Consider the following 15,300-nt stretch of genomic DNA (forward strand, 5'->3'; position numbering starts at 1 on the left):
GGTCGCAACCTGACGGTGGAGGAGCACGGAGCCGCCCGGACAAGGAGGACCGCCATGACCGCCGCCGCAGCCCCCGCAGTGCTTGACCGGGACGGTCTGAACGCCCTGGTCGCGGCACTGGTGGCAGAAGGACGGACCGTCGTCGGGCCGACCGTGCGGGACGGTGCGATCGTGCTGGCCGAGCTGACCTCGGCCGACGCGTTGCCCTACGGCTGGGGGGTCGAACTGGACGCCGGACGCTATCGACTGGTCCACCGCGAGGACGGGGCCGCCTTCGCACACAGCGCGGGGCCGCAGTCGTGGAAGTCCTACCTGCACCCCTCGCGGGAGCAGCTGTGGAGCGCCGACCGGACGCCGGACGGGGACGTCCATTTCACCCCGCACGAGCCGGACCCGCCGTCGTACGCCTTCCTCGGCGTCCGCCCCTGTGACCTGCGGGCCATCGCGATCCAGGACAAGGTGCTGACCGGCGGGCGGTACGAGGACACCGGGTACGGGAAGCGGCGTTCCGGGGCGTTCCTGATCGCCGCCGAATGCACCGAACCCGGGGCAACCTGCTTCTGCGTGTCCACCGGCGGCGGCCCCGCGGCCGACCCCGGGTACGACCTGGCGCTGACCGAGGTCGTGGACACGGACGGGCACCGCTTCCTCGTGCGCGTCGGCAGCGAGGTGGGCGCCGAGTTGCTGGAGCAGCTGCCCCATCGCGCTGCCGACCCGGACACCGAGGCCACCGCCCGTACCGCCGTGGACGCCGCACGCGACCGCATGGGCCGCGCACTGCCGCCGGTCGACCTGCGTGCCCTGATGGGCGCGAGCCTGGATGCCGAGCGCTGGGACGACGTGGCCGCCCGGTGTCTGACCTGCGGCAACTGCACCATGGTCTGCCCGACCTGCTTCTGCACCACCACCGAGGAGGTCACCGACCTCACCGGTGACCACACCGAGCGCTGGCAGCGCTGGGACTCCTGTTTCGACCTGGACTTCTCGTATCTGCACGGCGGCCCGGTCCGCGCCTCCGGCCGGGGCCGCTACCGGCAGTGGCTCACACACAAGCTCTCCACCTGGCACGACCAGTTCGACACGACCGGGTGTGTCGGCTGCGGGCGCTGCATCACCTGGTGCCCGGCCGGTATCGACATCACGGAGGAAGTCGCCGCCCTGGACGCCGAACGCGCCGAGCACGCCGAGCACGCCGAAAACACGGCTCCCGGAACGGAGACGGACTGATGCCTCCCTCGATCGCCCTGCGCATGAACCACGCTCTGCCCGTCGAGCACCGCGAACCGCTGCTGCGCGTCAGCCGTGAGGTGAGCTTCCCGCAGGGCACCCGCCTGTTCGAGGAGGGCGGACACGCCCACCGCTTCTGGATCATCCGGGACGGCACGGCCGCCCTCGACATGCATGTGCCCGGCCGCCGGCCGCCGGTCATCGAGACACTGGGTGTCGGCGACCTCGTCGGCTGGTCCTGGCTGTACGAGCCGTACGTCTGGCAGCTGGGCGCCGAGACCTTGACCCCGCTGCGCGCCTACGAGTTCGACGCCGTCGCCGTCCGGCTCATGTGCCTGAACGACCCCGAGTTCGGGCGTGCCGTCGAGCACTGGGTCGGCCGGGTGCTGGCACACCGGCTCAACGCGGCCCGCGCCCGGCTGCTCGACCTGTACGGGATCCACGAGAGGAAGGATCCGCGATGACCGCCGTACCGGTGCCCCATCGCGTGGTCACCCGCCGCCCGGAGACCGCGGACACGGTCACGCTGCGCCTGGAACCGGTCGGCGCGACGCTGGAGGACTTCGCTCCGGGGCAGTTCGCGATGGTGCACTCCTTCGGCCGCGGTGAGATCCCCGTCTCGGTGAGTTCCGTGCAAGCCACGGGCGGCCTGGCGCACACGATCCGTTCGGTGGGCGCGGTCTCCGACGGGCTGTGCTCGGTGCGGGTCGGCGATGTCGTCGGCCTGCGTGGCCCATACGGCAACAGCTGGGAACTGGAGCGGGCGCGCGGCACTGACGTGCTGGTCGTGGCCGGCGGCATCGGTCTCGCCCCGCTGCGGCCGCTGATCCTGAGCGCGCTGGCCGAACCGGAGGTGTATCGCCGTGTCAACGTCCTGGTCGGGGCGCGCACGCCGGGCGACGTGATCGCCCGGCAGGAGATCGAGAGCTGGCCCACGGCGTTCACCGGAGTGACGGTCGACCGGCCCGACCCGGACTGGCGCGGCGACGTCGGCGTGGTCACCCAGCTGCTGGGGCGTGCGCACTTCGAGCCGGGCAGCACCTGGGCGTTCGTGTGCGGGCCGGAACCGATGATCCGGGCCGCCGCCCGCGAACTCGCCCAGCGTGGTGTCCCCCGCGACCGTATCCGCGTCTCGCTGGAGCGGAACATGCGCTGTGCGACAGGGCACTGCGGGCACTGCCAGCTCGGCCCCCTGCTGTTGTGCCAGGTGGGCCCCGTCGTGGACTGGGAGCGCGCGGAACCTCTGCTGTCAGTAAGGGAGTTGTGAGATGGCACCCACACTTGCGGTGTTCAAGCTGGCCTCCTGTGACGGCTGCCAGCTCACCCTGCTGGACTGCGAGGACGAACTCCTGGCGCTGGCGGGCGAGGTGGACATCGCCCACTTCCTGGAGGCGTCCAGTGCGGTGGCGCCCGGACCGTACGACCTGTCCCTCGTCGAGGGCTCCGTCACCACGGCCGACGACGCCGAGCGGGTCCGCACGATCCGGGCGGCCTCGCGCCATCTGGTGACCATCGGGGCGTGCGCGACCGCCGGGGGTATTCAGGCACTCAGGAACTTCGCGGACGTCGACGAGTACCGGCGCGTGGTGTACGCGCATCCGGAGTACGTCGAGACCCTCGCCACCTCCACGCCCGTGTCGGCGCATGTGGACGTCGACTTCGAGCTGCGCGGCTGCCCGATCGACCGGCGTCAGCTCATCGAGGTGATCACCGCGTTCCTCGCCGACCGCAAGCCGGACGTCCCGGACCACAGCGTGTGCTTCGAGTGCAAGCGGCGCGGCACCGTCTGCGTCATCGTCGCTCACGGCACGCCCTGTCTCGGACCGGTCACTCATGCCGGGTGCGGAGCCCTGTGCCCGGCGTACGGCCGCGGCTGCTTCGGCTGCTTCGGCCCGTCCGGGTCGGTGAACCTGCCCGCGCTGATCCCGCTGCTGCGCCGCGACGGTCTCGACGACGACGCGGCGGAGCGGTTCCTGCACACCTTCAACGCCGCCGCGTTCGAGGAGATCGAGAAGGAGTCGGCCAAGTGACGCACCGCGGTTCCCGACTGCTGCACGTCGGCTCGCTGTCCCGGGTCGAGGGCGAGGGCGCGCTGCGCCTGCACGTCCACGACCGCACGGTCACCGAGGCGCGGCTGGAGATCTATGAGCCGCCGCGCTTCTTCGAGGCGTTCCTGCGCGGCCGTTCGTACACCGAGCCGCCGGACATCACGGCCCGGGTGTGCGGGATCTGCCCGGTGGCGTACCAGATGAGTGCCTGCGCGGCGATCGAGGACGCGTGCGGGGTCACCGTCGATCCGGTGATCCGTGATCTGCGCCGGCTGCTGTACTGCGGCGAGTGGATCGAGAGCCAGGCGCTGCACATCTACCTGCTGCACGCGCCAGACTTCCTGGGCCGCGCGAGCGCGATCGAGCTGGCCCGCACGCACCGGGCCGAGGTCGAGCGAGGGCTCAGGCTGAAGAAGGCCGGAAACTCCCTGATGGAGTTGCTCGGCGGTCGGGCCGTGCATCCCGTGAACGTCCGTCTCGGCGGCTTCTACCGAGCACCCACGCACGACGAACTCCGGCCGGTCGCGGAGGAGTTGAAGCAGGCCTTCGGCGATGCGTGGGACACCGTGCGCTGGGTTGCGGGCTTTGAGTTCCCGGATTCCAGGGTCGAGGCCGATCTGCTGGCCCTGGCCGAGCCGGACACGTACGCCATCTCGAGCGGGACACCGACCGTCCTGCGATCCGACGGGACCACAGGCACCTTCCCCGTACGGGACTTCACCGAGCACGTCACCGAGACACACCTGCCGCACTCCACGGCACTGCATTCGCGGCTCGACGGGCGGCTCCATCTCACCGGCTCCCTCGCCCGGTTCGCGATCAGCGGGGCGCGGCTGTCGCCGGTGGCGCTGCAGGCGGCCGTGGAGGCCGGGCTCGGCGATCCGCGCGAGGGGGCTGTGTGCCGCAATCCCTTCCGGTCGATCCTGGTCCGGGCGGTGGAGACGGTGTACGCCGTCGGCGAGGCGCTGCGGATCATCGAGGCGTACGAGCCGCCCGTGCGTCCGTACACCGAGGTGCCCCCGGTCGCCGGGGTCGGACACGGGGCCACGGAGGCGCCCCGCGGGGTGCTCTACCACCGCTACGAACTCGACGCCGACGGCATCGTCACCAGCGCGCTGCTGGTGCCGCCCACCGCGCAGAACCAGGGCGCGATCGAGGACGACCTGCGGCGGCTGACCCAGCGGGCGATCGGCGAGGGCGACCCGGACGACTCCGAGTTGACGGCCCTGTGCGAGCGGGCGATCCGCAATCACGACCCGTGCATCTCCTGCTCCACCCACTTCCTCGACCTGACGGTCGTCCGTACCTGAGGAGCTATGGCAGGAGGCTGCAATGTCCGAATCTCCGTACACCGTGAGCGATGTGATGACCCACACCGTCGTCGCCGTCGGCAGCGAGGCGCCCTTCAAGGAGATCGTCGAATTGCTCGACCAGTGGAAGGTCAGTGCGCTGCCGGTGCTGGCCGGTGAGGGGCGGGTCGTCGGCGTGGTCTCCGAGGCTGATCTTCTGCCCAAGGAGGAGCTCCGTAACGGCAACGAGATCGGGAGCGACATCGGGGAGCGGCTCAAGGCGGGTGCGCTGACCGCCGGAGAGCTGATGAGCACCCCGGCGGTGACCGTACACGCGGACGCCTCGCTGGCAGAGGCGGCGCGCATCATGGCCCGTCGGCATGTCAAGCGGCTCCCCGTCGTGGACGGCGTCGGCATGCTCCAGGGCGTCGTCAGCCGCAGCGATCTACTGAAGGTGTTCCTGAGGTCCGACGCGGAGATCGCCGACGAGATCCGCGGCAGCGTGCTGGGCCTTCTTCCGATCACCACCACGCTGGGTGTCTCGGTCACCGAGGGCGTGGTCACGCTGAGCGGTTCGATGCCCGAGCGCGGGCTCGTGCCCGTGGTGGCCCGCGCCGTGCGGGCGGTCGAGGGAGTCGTCGACGTCCAGCTGGATCTGACCCACCGATGAAGGGCCGGCACGAACGATGAAGTACCTCGACGAGTACCGCGATCCCGTCCTCGCCCGGCGTCTGCTGGACGAGCTGCGGCAGACCGCCACGCGCCCCTGGCGGATCATGGAGGTGTGCGGCGGACAGACCCACACCCTGGTCCGCCAGGGCATCGACGAACTGCTGCCGGCCGGGATGCGGATGATCCACGGTCCGGGTTGCCCGGTCTGTGTGACCCCGCTGGAGACCCTGGACAGGGCCATGGCCGTCGCGGCCCGGCCCGGCGTGATCCTCACCAGTTTCGGCGACATGCTGCGGGTGCCCGGCACGGACACCGACCTGCTGTCGCTGCGGGCCCGCGGAGCGGACGTCCGCGTGGTCTACGCCCCGATGGACGCCGTACGCCTGGCCGCCGAACACCCCGAGAGGGAGGTCGTCTTCCTCGCGGTCGGCTTCGAGACGACCGCTCCCGCCAATGCGACGGCCGTGCTGCACGCGGCCCGCCTCGGGCTGACGAACTTCTCGATGCTCGTCAGCCACGTCCTCGTGCCGCCCGCGATGACCGCGCTGCTGGAGGACCCGGACTGCGAGGTGCAGGCCTTCCTGGCGGCGGGGCACGTGTGTGCGGTGATGGGCTGGCGGGAGTACGAGCCGATCGCCACGAAGTACCGAGTGCCGATCGTGGTGACCGGGTTCGAGCCGCTGGACCTGCTGGAGGGCATCCTCATGGCCGTACGGCAGCTGGAGGCGGGTCGGCACGACGTGGAGAACCAGTACGTACGGGCCGTTCGGCGCTCCGGCAACATCGAGGCGCAGGACGCGGTGCGTGAGGTGTTCCGGATCACCGACCGGGCCTGGCGGGGCATCGGAGCGCTGCCCGACAGCGGGCTGGAACTGGCGGAGAAATACCGGCACTTCGATGCCGCCCGGCGCTTCGACGTGGGCGGCCTATGTCCCGTCGAGGACGCCGAGTGCATCGCCGGCGCCATCCTCACCGGGGCCAAGCTGCCCACCGACTGCGCCGCGTACGGCACCCGCTGCACGCCCCGCCATCCCCTCGGCGCGCCGATGGTGTCGTCCGAGGGCACCTGTGCCGCCTTCCACGCGGCCGGACGCACGCCTGTGAGGGGAACGGCATGACCCTCCAATGCCCCACGCCCCACGATGAGGGCGAGGTCGTCCTGCTGGGCCACGGTGCCGGTGGACGCCTCACTTCGGAACTCCTCGACAGGCTGATCCTGCCCGCCCTCGACGGCGACTCGGGTCCCATGGAGGACGCGGCGCTGCTGCCCGGCTACCGGGAACTGGTGATCAGCACCGACAGTTTCGTCGTCAGCCCGCTGTTCTTCCCCGGCGGCGACATCGGGTCCCTCGCTGTCCACGGCACGATCAACGACCTCGCCATGCGGGGCGCGTGGCCGGTCGCGCTGTCCGTCTCCCTCATCATCGAAGAAGGGCTGCCGCTGACCGAACTCCGGGCGGTCATGGCCTCGTTGGGGAAAGCGGCTCAGGACGCAGGCGTGCCGGTGGTCACCGGGGACACCAAGGTCGTGGGACGCGGTGCCGCCGACAGACTGTTCATCAACACCACCGGCATCGGACAGCGGCACGGCTCGCTGCATCCGTCCGCCGCGCTGGCCCGCCCCGGCGACGCGGTTGTGCTGTCCGGGCCGATCGGGCTGCACGGCACGACCGTGCTGAGCACCCGTGAAAACCTCGGCTTCGAGGGCGACATCGCCTCCGACACCCGGCCGCTGCACCGCCTGGTGCGCACCCTGGTGCCGCTCGGCGCCGACGTCCACGTCCTGCGCGACCCGACGCGTGGCGGACTCGCCGCCTCCCTCAACGAGATCGCCCGTGACTCGTCGGTCGCCGTCGAGATCGAGGAGAGCGCGGTGCCGGTGCCCGAGCCGGTTGCCTCGGCCTGCGATCTGCTCGGGCTGGACCCGCTGATCGTCGCCAACGAGGGCTGTCTCGTCGCCTTCGTTGCCGCCGACGCGGCTGAGGCCGCGCTGAGCGTGATGCGGTCGGTGGGCGAGGGCGCAGGAGCCGTACGGATCGGCGAGGTGCTGCCGGACGGGCCGGCGGGGCGGGTGACGCTACGCACGCTGGTGGGCGCCCGGCGGATCGTGGAGCTACCGCTCGGGGAGCAGCTGCCGAGGATCTGCTGAGAGAGGTGGCGGCCGTGGCCACGCCGGCTAGCAGCCATGCTGCGGTGGGGCAGCGAGGTTGGGCGCGTAGGCGATGGCCAGCACGGCGACGACGCCAAGGCTGGAGCCAGTGGTCATCATCGTGCGGGGCCTCGGCGCTCGAGGATGCGGCCGACGGGGATGCCGGTGAGGGCGGAGACCAGGAGGGCGCCGGAGGAGGCGGCGGAGGTGGCGGTCGTCGAGCAGCCGGTGGCGGCCGTGATGCGGGCGTTAAGGACAGGAAAGGCGTAGTAGACAATTCCCCAGCTGGTGATCTGAGTGCCGCACAGGGCGGGCAGGGCGGCGCGAGGCCGTGACCGGTCTCCCGTTCCGGTCGTGGCCTCGCCGGTGTGGAGGTTGGTCGTCGGCGGATCAGCAGCAGCCGCCTGCGACGGCCGGTTCCTTCGAGACGGTGCCGGCCTCGGCAGGGCCGGCGCAGCAGGTGCTGCCCTGCTGCTTGGCCAGCGAGTCGGCGTCGGCCTTGACGACGTACACCTCCCAGGGTTCCTGGCCGGGACCGTGGACCCAGACCTTGTCCTGGAGGGCGTAGCAGCAGGTGGTGTCGTTCTCCACGTTGGTAGCCAGGCCGACCTCGCCCAGCCGGGTGGTCGCGGCGTGGACGGCCTCGGTGCTTTCGACCTCGACTCCGAGGTGGTCCATGCGGGTCGCCTCGCCCGCGGTGCCTTCGATGAGGACGAGCTTGAGCGGGGGCTCGGTGATGGCGAAGTTGGCGTAGCCGTCGCGGAGTTTGGCGGGCTCGGTGCCGAAGAGCTTCGTGTAGAAGGCCACGGATGCTGCGAGGTCGGGGACGCGGAGGGCGAGCTGTACGCGGGATGTCATGGCGAACCTTCTTGGGTGGGTGAGGTGTTCAGCAGCCGCCGGAGGTGGCCGGGGCGCCGCTGCCGATCTGGAGGGTGGTGGGGGCGGCGCAGCATCCGCCGCCGGACTGCTCGGCGTTCTCCGGCTCGTCGAAGAGGCCCGCCCCGCCGCACACGCCCGTTTCCGGGAGGGTGAGTTCGACGCGCTCGGCAGCCTCCTGGTCGCCTGCGATCGCGGCGGTGATGGAGCGGACCTGCTCGTAGCCGGTCATGGCGAGGAACGTGGGGGCACGGCCGTAGGACTTCATGCCGACCAGGTAGACGCCCTGTTCGGGGTGGGAGAGTTCGTTGACGCCGTGCGGGTAGACGGTGCCGCAGGAGTGGACGTTCGGGTCGATGAGCGGGGCGAGGGCGGTCGGGGCCTGGAGGCGTTCGTCGAGGCCGAGGCGGAGTTCGGAGAGGAAGGTCAGGTCGGGGCGGAAGCCGGTGAGGACGATGATCTCGTCGACCGGGTCGAGGCGGCGGCCGTCCTCGGCGACGAGGGCGAGCTGGTCGCCGTCGCGTTTCACAGCCTGTGCACGGAACCCGGTGACGGCGCTCGCGTGGCCGGCCTCGACGGCGGCCTTGGCGCGCAGGCCCAGGGCGCCGCGCGCGGGAAGCTGGTCGGCCTCGCCGCCGCCGTAGGTGTTGTCGCTGATTCCGCGCCGCAGGATCCATACCGCGTGCGTGCCGTCGTTCTCCTTCGCGAGGTCGGCGAGGAGGGCGAGGGCGGTGAAGGCGGAGGCCCCTGAGCCGATGACAGCGGTCCGCTTGCCCGCGTACCGGGCCCGTACGGCTGCGTCGTTGAGGTCGGGGACACGGTAGGCGATGCGGTCGGAGGCGGTCTTCTCGCCGAGGGCGGGCAGGCCGTCGGCTCCCATCGGGCTTGGGACTGACCAGGTGCCGGAGGCGTCGATGACAGCGCGGGCGGTGATCCGCTCCTCGTGGCCATCGGCGGACTGGAGGTGCACGGTGAAGGGCTGCTCGTCGCGGCCGGAGTCGACGATGCGGTCGCGGCCGGCGCGGGCCACGCCGGTGACCGTCGTGCCGTAGCGGACCTTGTCTTCGAGGACATCGGCGAGGGGCTGCAGGTAGCGCTCGGCCCAGTCGCCGCCGGTCGGGTAGGCGGAGGTGTCGGGGCGGACCCAGCCGGTCGGGGCGAGGAGCTTCTCGGCGGCCGGGTCGACGACCTCGCCCCAGGGTGAGAACAGCCGGACGTGCGACCAGTCGCGTACGGCGCTGCCCGCGGCGGGGCCGGCTTCGAGGACCAGGGGTTCGATGCCGCGCTCGACGAGGTGGGCGGCGGCGGCAAGGCCGATGGGGCCGGCGCCGATGACCACGACGGGCAGCTGGTTGGTGGTGAGCACGTTGTTAATGAGCGCAGCCACGAGGTTCCCCTTTGTTTCGATACCTGTCGATGTCTCGCGCTGCCCAGCATGGCACCTGTATCGATAAGCGTCAACATAGACATTCGTCGAATCTGGGGGTCAGCATGGAACGGGTGGACGTAGCGGTGATCGGGAGCGGCCAGTCCGGACTGGCCGCAGCGCATGCCCTGCGCCGACACGGGCTGACACCGGTGGCCCTGGAGGCGTCCGACCGGCCTGCGGGATCTTGGCCGCGCTACTACGACAGCCTCACGTTCTTCTCTCCGGCCCGGTACAGCTCGCTGCCCGGGATGCCCTTCGACGGGAACCTGGATCGCTACCCGCACCGGGACGAGGTGATCGCATACCTGCTGCGATACGCCGACCGGCTGGACGCCGACATCCGCACCCGGACGCGCGTGCTCGAAGTCAGCTACGGCGATGGCGCGTTCGGGCTGAGCCTGGAGGATGGCAGCCAGCTGGAGGCCCGTGCGGTGGTCGCGGCAACCGGCACCTTCGGGCGTCCCCACCGCCCTGACCTTCCGAGTCTGGAGGGCTACGCCGGTGCTGTGCTGCACGCTGCTGACTACCGCTCGCCCGAGCCGTTCACGGTGGAGCGCGTCATGGTCGTCGGTGCCGGGAACTCCGCGGCGCAGATCGCCGCCGAGGTCGCCGGGCGGGCCCATGTGACGCTGGCGGCGCGGCATGCGGTGCGGTTCGCTCGCCAGCGCACGCTGGGGCGCGATCTGCATTGGTGGCTGGCCCGCACGGGCCTCGACACGCTGCCCATCGGCCGGTTCCTGCGCACCCCGCCGACCCAGCTGGTCATCGACGACGGCCGCTACCGGGCCGCGGTCGCAGCCGCGCGACCGGATCGGCGCCCGCTGTTCACCGGCATCAGCGAAACCAAGGTCATCTGGGCTACCTCGCCCCGCTCGGAGCCCTCGACGCCTACGGGCACCCCCGCCACCGCGAGGGCATTTCGCTCACCCACCCGGGGCTGGTCTACGTCGGCCTTGAGTGGCAGCGCAGCCTGTCTTCGAACTCCCTGCGGGGAGTGGGCCGGGACGCCGTCCGGACAGCACGACACGTCGCAGCCCACCTCGCTCACTTCGGTGAAGCAGGACCGGGACCGGGAACAGCTGACTGAACCCGACGGCGCCCTCAGGGCAGAAGCCGCGAGGCGGAGCTGGCAGCTCATGACCGTTTACGCCGGGCGAGCATCGCGGCCACGCCCATGGCCGTCAGCGCGACGACGGCGGCGACTGCGCCATAGCCGAAAGCATCGGCTACGGAGCCGCCGATCACGGGAGCGGCCAAGTAGCCCAGGATGCCGATCTGGGACCACAGCACCATGGCCGTCACGATGCGCTGTGCTGGCACGGCGTCGAGGAGGAGGCCGGTCGCTCCGGTGTTGGCCAGGCCGATGCCGATCCCCGCGATGGCGAGTGCCACGATCCACGCGAGTACGGCCGTACTGGCACCGGCGAGTGCGAAGCCGGTGGCCACCAGCATGGTGGAGGCCAGCAGCATCGTCCGCGGCTGCCACCGGGCCGCCACCGCTCCGGCCACCGCCACCACGACGGACGTTGCGGCGTACAGCACCCCGATCTGGGTCTGGCCCAGCTTGGTCCCGAAGTGGAGCGGCAGCACCCCTTCGAGCGTGCCGAGCGCCAGCACGGCGAAGGCGATAGCGACGGCGGATGCCCGGAATCCGGGTGAGTGCAGAGCTCGCCGGTCGGGGGCGAACGCGCCGGCCGTTGCAGGAAGTCGCAGCGTTAGGACCGGCACGATCGCGAGGAGGACGAGGGTGAGGTAGGCGGCAAAGGGGCCGCGCACCCCTTGGATCGTCCCGAGCAGCGGACCCAGAAGTCCGCCTGCGGAGTAGGCGGCGTAGATGCGGCTCATGCACAGGTACTCCTGGCCGGGCCAGGCGGCCAGGGTGGCGAAGGTGATCCCCAGCCACAGACACCCGGAGCCCATGCCCATCACCAGACGGGAGACGGCGAAGACGGCCATATCCGTGCTGAAGATGAAGCCAAGGCTGCCGACTGCGACCAGCGACAATCCCCCCAGCAGCAGTCGTGCCGGGCTGCTGCGCCGGATGGCGGCCCCGCCCAGTGCGAAACCCGCGACCATCCCCAGCGGGAACATCGCGACCAGCATCCCCAGCGTCGTGGCACTGGCCCCGGTCTGCGCAGCCAGGCCGGGAAGCACCGGCGCAATCAGGCTGTACCCGGCCGCGTCCAGCGCACCCAGCCCCAGCAGCAGGGCATAGACCGCCCCGGAACGCATCGGCGCCCGCTCCACCTGTCCGACGCCGGTACTCATGGGTCGCTGCGCCAGCGTCCGCGCGTCACACCGCTTCCGTTTCGAGTCGGCGCAGGGCGCCCCATGACGACATCGGCAGCCGAGGGAAAGGCGTCGACGCACTCCTCGTTCAGCCGGTACCAGCTGAACGCGCCCTCCCGCTCCACCAGCACGAAGCCCACCTCCGCCAGCGCCTTGAGGTGGTGCGAGACCGTCGACTGCCCCACACCCACGGCCTCGACGATCTGTCCGACGGCGAGCGGCTCACCGCTGCGCGCCAGCAGCGTCACGATCTGAATGCGCGTGGCGTCGGCCAGCGCCTTGAACCAGCCGGCGTACTGCTCGGCCTCGGAACGCTCCAGAGAATCTCTCATCGATAATCGACGATAATCGATGACCTCGAGATGCGATACCGCTACAGCCCCTCGCTCCCTGGTTCGACATATGTCAACATAGATGCATGTCGAATACGCGGGTGCTGCCGCTGCTGGAGCCCGAGGTCCCCGAGGCCGTGGCACCGTGCTGCCCACCGCTCACCGAACGGCCGCTGACCGCCGATGAAGCCGAGAAGACGGCGAGGATGTTCAAGGCACTGGGTGACCCGGTGCGGCTGCGGCTGTTCTCCGCTGTGGCCTCGCACGAGGCCGGCGAGGCGTGCGTGTGCGACATCTCTGACGTCGGCGTCTCGCAGCCGACCGTCTCCCACCACCTGAAGAAGCTCAAGGAGGCCGGCCTGCTCACCTCCGAGCGGCGCGGCACGTGGGTGTACTACCGGGTGGAGCCGTCGGTAGTCGCCGCGATGGGACAAATGCTCGGCAGTCTGGGCTAAGCCGACTGGACGGACCGCGGGGCTGGTGAGTTCGATGAGTAACGCGTCGGTGGATCGTCAGGCAATCCACGAGGAGCTGGAGCGGGCCCAGACAACGCTTCACCGACTCCTCGACAACGCCACCGAAGACGAACTGCGCCGGCCAACCGACGGCACTCGGTGGACCAACGAACAGCTCCTGTTCCACATGCTCTTCGGCTACATCCTGATCCGGCCGCTACTGCTCCTGCTGCGGATCTTCGGACATCTGCCGCGTGGCATCAGCCGGGCCTTCGCCGGACTTCTCAACGCTGGAACCAAGCCCTTCGACGTCGTCAACTACCTGGGGCCGCTCGGCGGGGCAAGGGTCTTCGGGTGCCGCCGCATGGGAACTGTGTTCGACCGCGTGACGACTTCTCTTCAGCGCCGCCTCGACACCGAGCGGGAGGCCGACTTCGCGCTCGCCATGCACTACCCCACCCGCTGGGACCCGTTCTTCCGCGAGGTCATGACCATCGCCGACCTCTACCGCTACCCGACCCAGCACTTCGACTTCCACTGTCGGCAGCTCACCTTGGCTGACGAGGGGTATTGACGAGGGAAAGCCCCAAGCCGTAGCTACCTCATCGCGTTTGAGGCGAGGTTGGAGCCGGTGCGCTGACCTGCGTGGACGTGAGTCACCGCGCGTGGTCGTGTCACGCAGTTACTGAGCTTGAATTCGTGATGTCGTGCGAGCTCAGCCAGATGTGGTTGTCCATGCACGGCCACGTCCGTCGCGGCGATCACCCCGCTCCACCGACAGCCGCGGATCGTCGGGTACCGGACAGTCCCCGCGCGGCGGCCGGAGGATCACAGCGAGCCGCCACGGGTGTGAGAAGGCACTCCGCGCGCGCCCTCAAGGATCGCGCCCGACAGCTTTGCCCCGGTCAAGTCTGCGTTACTCAGGTCTGCCTGGGTCAGGTCGGCGCCGCGCAGGTCGGCGCCTGCCAGGTCCGCGTCAGTCAAGTCCGCGTCGATCAGAATCACGGCGCGCAGGTCCGCGGTGCGCAGGTCCGCGCCGATCAGGGACGCGCGGGTCAAGTTGGCGCTCGAGTCGGCCTCACTGGTTTCATTGGTTTCCTTGGCCCTGCTCAAGTGCGCGTTTTGAAGGTTCGCTCCGCCGAGGTCCGCGCCTGTCATGTCGGCCGCGCCCAAGCGCGCGTTGGTCAAATTGGCGCCCCCGAGAAATGCGTGCCGCAGGTCCGCATCTGGCAGCTTCACGCCGGACATGTTCGCGTTGTCGAGGGACGCGCCTGAGAGGTCGAAATTCTCGAGGCCTGCATCTCGGAGGTCCGCGCCAGTGAAAAACGCGAAGCGGAAGTTGCTGCGTCTGGGCATGCCGCCTTCTGTGAGCCCCACTTCGCGCTCCAGACCGCGCAGATCGACACCGCTCAGATCAGCTCGGTACAGCGGCTTCCCGTCCTGGGTCACCTCCCGGTCGGCGGACCGGTTGCCCAGCACGGAAACGACAGCCGCCACGTCGGTAGGGGGTCTGTACTCCTCTGCCGGCTTGAAGCCACTGACCGGAACGGGAGCGTGCTGGCGTACGAACGCGGACAACACTGAGACGACAGTGCGCTGATCTCGAGAGGAGTCCTGCATGATGCGTTGCAAGGCGTAGACGCCTCCTAGGCGCACATCCAACGATGCTGATCCCAGGTTGGTGATCGCAGCGTTGAACCGGGTGGTGATCTGCCCCTGCTCGGAGATCTGCAGATCTTCGTTGGTCTGCCCGACCGACATCCACGTGAACAGCAGGGCGACGAGCGCAGCCAGTCCCGGCAGCATGGACGCCGCGAGTGCCACCCACGTCAGTCGGCTGATCCCACTGTGGCGGGCCGGCCCGATCGAACGGCTCCGTTGCCGTCGATGATCCCTGGCGGCCCGTCGACGTGCGATCCGGCGGAGTTGTGCGGCGGCAGACGGCTCGATCATCCACTCATGACATACCAGGAAACAGTGTCCATTTCTTCGCCACGCTGCCGTGCACCCGATCATGACTACCCGGAGGTGGTCGCAGAGGAAGGGTCGGTCTCCATGGACACCGCGTGCGGCCCCGAGGTCCTGCCGGTCGATCGGACCGTAGACACCAACGGCAGCATCTGGTCCGGGCCAGCCCGTGCTCAGCGATCCCCCAGCCACTCCCACCATTACCCTCTTGGTGGCCGCAAAGGGGCCCGGCTTCCGGGTCCGGCATGACTGTTCTGATTACTACCTTAAATGCGTGGTCGTCATGGTGGGGCAGGGATGAGTCCGGTGCCAGCGAGGCAGCCGTCGAGCACGTCACTGCGGTATTGGAGCTGTCGCAGACCCTGCCGGACGGTGGCGAAGAGGTCCTCGGGGTCGCTGAAGGCCCGATTGGCCAGGTGGTACGCCGCAGGACGGACCAGATTCCTTCGACCGGGTTGAGGTCGGGCGCGTAGGAGGGCAGTTGGTAGACGGTTACCCAGTCGTGCTCGGCTATGTAGCGGCGCACAAACTGCCGTGACTGCCTGAACCCGACGCGAGCTGGTTAC

General features: G+C 69.9%; 15 protein-coding genes and 3 pseudogenes. 11 read left to right on the top strand and 7 right to left on the bottom strand.

Annotated features, from left to right (window positions below; genetic code table 11):
* The first annotated feature begins 54 nt into the window (after positions 1 to 54).
* From OG254_RS03545 to hypE, 8 genes are read left to right on the top strand one after another with little or no spacing between them, the layout of a single operon-like run.
* Complete coding sequence (locus OG254_RS03545) at positions 55 to 1,227, top strand: 4Fe-4S dicluster domain-containing protein (RefSeq protein ID WP_405577118.1); 1,173 nt, start codon at positions 55 to 57, stop codon at positions 1,225 to 1,227.
* Positions 1,227 to 1,691, top strand: a complete 465-nt coding sequence (locus tag OG254_RS03550; protein WP_405577120.1) for a Crp/Fnr family transcriptional regulator — start codon at positions 1,227 to 1,229, stop codon at positions 1,689 to 1,691. Before OG254_RS03545 ends, OG254_RS03550 begins: the two co-directional genes overlap by 1 nt.
* Positions 1,688 to 2,494, top strand: a complete 807-nt coding sequence (locus OG254_RS03555; protein ID WP_405577122.1) for an FAD/NAD(P)-binding protein — start codon at positions 1,688 to 1,690, stop codon at positions 2,492 to 2,494. The genes OG254_RS03550 and OG254_RS03555 overlap by 4 nt, the downstream gene beginning before the upstream one ends.
* A 1-nt stretch (position 2,495) precedes the next feature.
* A complete protein-coding gene (locus OG254_RS03560; protein ID WP_405577124.1) occupies positions 2,496 to 3,257 on the top strand; it encodes an oxidoreductase in 762 nt (253 codons plus the stop codon).
* On the top strand, positions 3,254 to 4,585 hold the full coding sequence (locus OG254_RS03565; protein ID WP_405577126.1) for a Ni/Fe hydrogenase subunit alpha: 1,332 nt from the start codon (positions 3,254 to 3,256) through the stop codon (positions 4,583 to 4,585). The genes OG254_RS03560 and OG254_RS03565 overlap by 4 nt, the downstream gene beginning before the upstream one ends.
* Positions 4,586 to 4,607: 22 nt before the next feature.
* Positions 4,608 to 5,234, top strand: coding sequence for a CBS domain-containing protein (locus OG254_RS03570; RefSeq protein WP_405577128.1), 627 nt, complete (start codon positions 4,608 to 4,610; stop codon positions 5,232 to 5,234).
* Between the two features lie 16 nt (positions 5,235 to 5,250).
* Complete coding sequence (gene hypD, locus OG254_RS03575; protein ID WP_405577130.1) at positions 5,251 to 6,354, top strand: hydrogenase formation protein HypD; 1,104 nt, start codon at positions 5,251 to 5,253, stop codon at positions 6,352 to 6,354.
* A complete protein-coding gene (hypE, locus tag OG254_RS03580; RefSeq protein WP_405577132.1) occupies positions 6,351 to 7,385 on the top strand; it encodes a hydrogenase expression/formation protein HypE in 1,035 nt (344 codons plus the stop codon). The genes hypD and hypE overlap by 4 nt, the downstream gene beginning before the upstream one ends.
* Here the strand turns inward: hypE and OG254_RS03585 are convergent.
* The 3 genes and pseudogenes from OG254_RS03585 to OG254_RS03595 form a co-directional block, all read right to left on the bottom strand.
* A pseudogene (locus OG254_RS03585) lies at positions 7,345 to 7,831 on the bottom strand (MFS transporter); the annotation flags it as partial. The gene hypE and the pseudogene OG254_RS03585 sit on opposite strands and share 41 nt — an antisense overlap.
* Positions 7,776 to 8,243 (bottom strand): ArsI/CadI family heavy metal resistance metalloenzyme, encoded by a 468-nt coding sequence (locus tag OG254_RS03590; RefSeq protein ID WP_405577134.1) that lies wholly within the window; start codon positions 8,241 to 8,243, stop codon positions 7,776 to 7,778. The pseudogene OG254_RS03585 and the gene OG254_RS03590, both read right to left, overlap by 56 nt.
* 28 nt (positions 8,244 to 8,271) lie before the next feature.
* Complete coding sequence (locus OG254_RS03595) at positions 8,272 to 9,648, bottom strand: NAD(P)-binding domain-containing protein (protein WP_405577136.1); 1,377 nt, start codon at positions 9,646 to 9,648, stop codon at positions 8,272 to 8,274.
* A 104-nt stretch (positions 9,649 to 9,752) separates the two neighbouring features.
* Here OG254_RS03595 and OG254_RS03600 point away from each other — a divergent pair.
* Positions 9,753 to 10,298: pseudogene (locus OG254_RS03600) on the top strand (flavin-containing monooxygenase); the annotation flags it as partial.
* A gap of 526 nt (positions 10,299 to 10,824) precedes the next feature.
* On the opposite strand, the gene OG254_RS03605 reads toward OG254_RS03600, so the two are convergent.
* Positions 10,825 to 11,958, bottom strand: a complete 1,134-nt coding sequence (locus OG254_RS03605) for an MFS transporter (protein WP_405577138.1) — start codon at positions 11,956 to 11,958, stop codon at positions 10,825 to 10,827.
* A complete protein-coding gene (locus tag OG254_RS03610) occupies positions 11,955 to 12,311 on the bottom strand; it encodes an ArsR/SmtB family transcription factor (protein WP_405577140.1) in 357 nt (118 codons plus the stop codon). The genes OG254_RS03605 and OG254_RS03610 overlap by 4 nt, the downstream gene beginning before the upstream one ends.
* A gap of 86 nt (positions 12,312 to 12,397) precedes the next feature.
* Here OG254_RS03610 and OG254_RS03615 point away from each other — a divergent pair, with 86 nt between their 5' ends.
* Positions 12,398 to 12,766 carry an ArsR/SmtB family transcription factor gene (locus OG254_RS03615; RefSeq protein ID WP_405577142.1) on the top strand — a complete coding sequence of 123 codons (369 nt, stop codon included), beginning with the start codon at positions 12,398 to 12,400 and terminating at the stop codon, positions 12,764 to 12,766.
* A 49-nt stretch (positions 12,767 to 12,815) separates the two neighbouring features.
* A complete protein-coding gene (locus OG254_RS03620) occupies positions 12,816 to 13,340 on the top strand; it encodes a DinB family protein (RefSeq protein ID WP_405577144.1) in 525 nt (174 codons plus the stop codon).
* 254 nt (positions 13,341 to 13,594) lie between these two features.
* Here the strand turns inward: OG254_RS03620 and OG254_RS03625 are convergent, their stop codons facing one another.
* A complete protein-coding gene (locus OG254_RS03625) occupies positions 13,595 to 14,590 on the bottom strand; it encodes a pentapeptide repeat-containing protein (protein WP_405577146.1) in 996 nt (331 codons plus the stop codon).
* Between the two features lie 425 nt (positions 14,591 to 15,015).
* Positions 15,016 to 15,260 (bottom strand): annotated as a pseudogene (locus OG254_RS03630) (transposase); the annotation flags it as partial.
* Between the last annotated feature and the right edge of the window lie 40 nt (positions 15,261 to 15,300).

Origin of the sequence: Streptomyces sp. NBC_01092, assembly GCF_045039535.1 — a bacterium.
GTDB lineage: Bacteria > Actinomycetota > Actinomycetes > Streptomycetales > Streptomycetaceae > Streptomyces.

Bases quoted from the DNA above. Each gene is read 5' to 3' on its own strand.
- OG254_RS03590 (WP_405577134.1), bottom strand. From the start codon at position 8,243: ATGACATCCCGCGTACAGCTCGCCCTCCGCGTCCCCGACCTCGCAGCA.
- OG254_RS03550 (WP_405577120.1), top strand. From the start codon at position 1,227: ATGCCTCCCTCGATCGCCCTGCGCATGAACCACGCTCTGCCCGTCGAG.
- OG254_RS03555 (WP_405577122.1), top strand. From the start codon at position 1,688: ATGACCGCCGTACCGGTGCCCCATCGCGTGGTCACCCGCCGCCCGGAG.
- OG254_RS03615 (WP_405577142.1), top strand. From the start codon at position 12,398: ATGTCGAATACGCGGGTGCTGCCGCTGCTGGAGCCCGAGGTCCCCGAG.
- OG254_RS03545 (WP_405577118.1), top strand. From the start codon at position 55: ATGACCGCCGCCGCAGCCCCCGCAGTGCTTGACCGGGACGGTCTGAAC.
- OG254_RS03560 (WP_405577124.1), top strand. From the start codon at position 2,496: ATGGCACCCACACTTGCGGTGTTCAAGCTGGCCTCCTGTGACGGCTGC.
- OG254_RS03570 (WP_405577128.1), top strand. From the start codon at position 4,608: ATGTCCGAATCTCCGTACACCGTGAGCGATGTGATGACCCACACCGTC.
- hypD (WP_405577130.1), top strand. From the start codon at position 5,251: ATGAAGTACCTCGACGAGTACCGCGATCCCGTCCTCGCCCGGCGTCTG.
- OG254_RS03610 (WP_405577140.1), bottom strand. From the start codon at position 12,311: ATGAGAGATTCTCTGGAGCGTTCCGAGGCCGAGCAGTACGCCGGCTGG.
- OG254_RS03605 (WP_405577138.1), bottom strand. From the start codon at position 11,958: ATGAGTACCGGCGTCGGACAGGTGGAGCGGGCGCCGATGCGTTCCGGG.
- hypE (WP_405577132.1), top strand. From the start codon at position 6,351: ATGACCCTCCAATGCCCCACGCCCCACGATGAGGGCGAGGTCGTCCTG.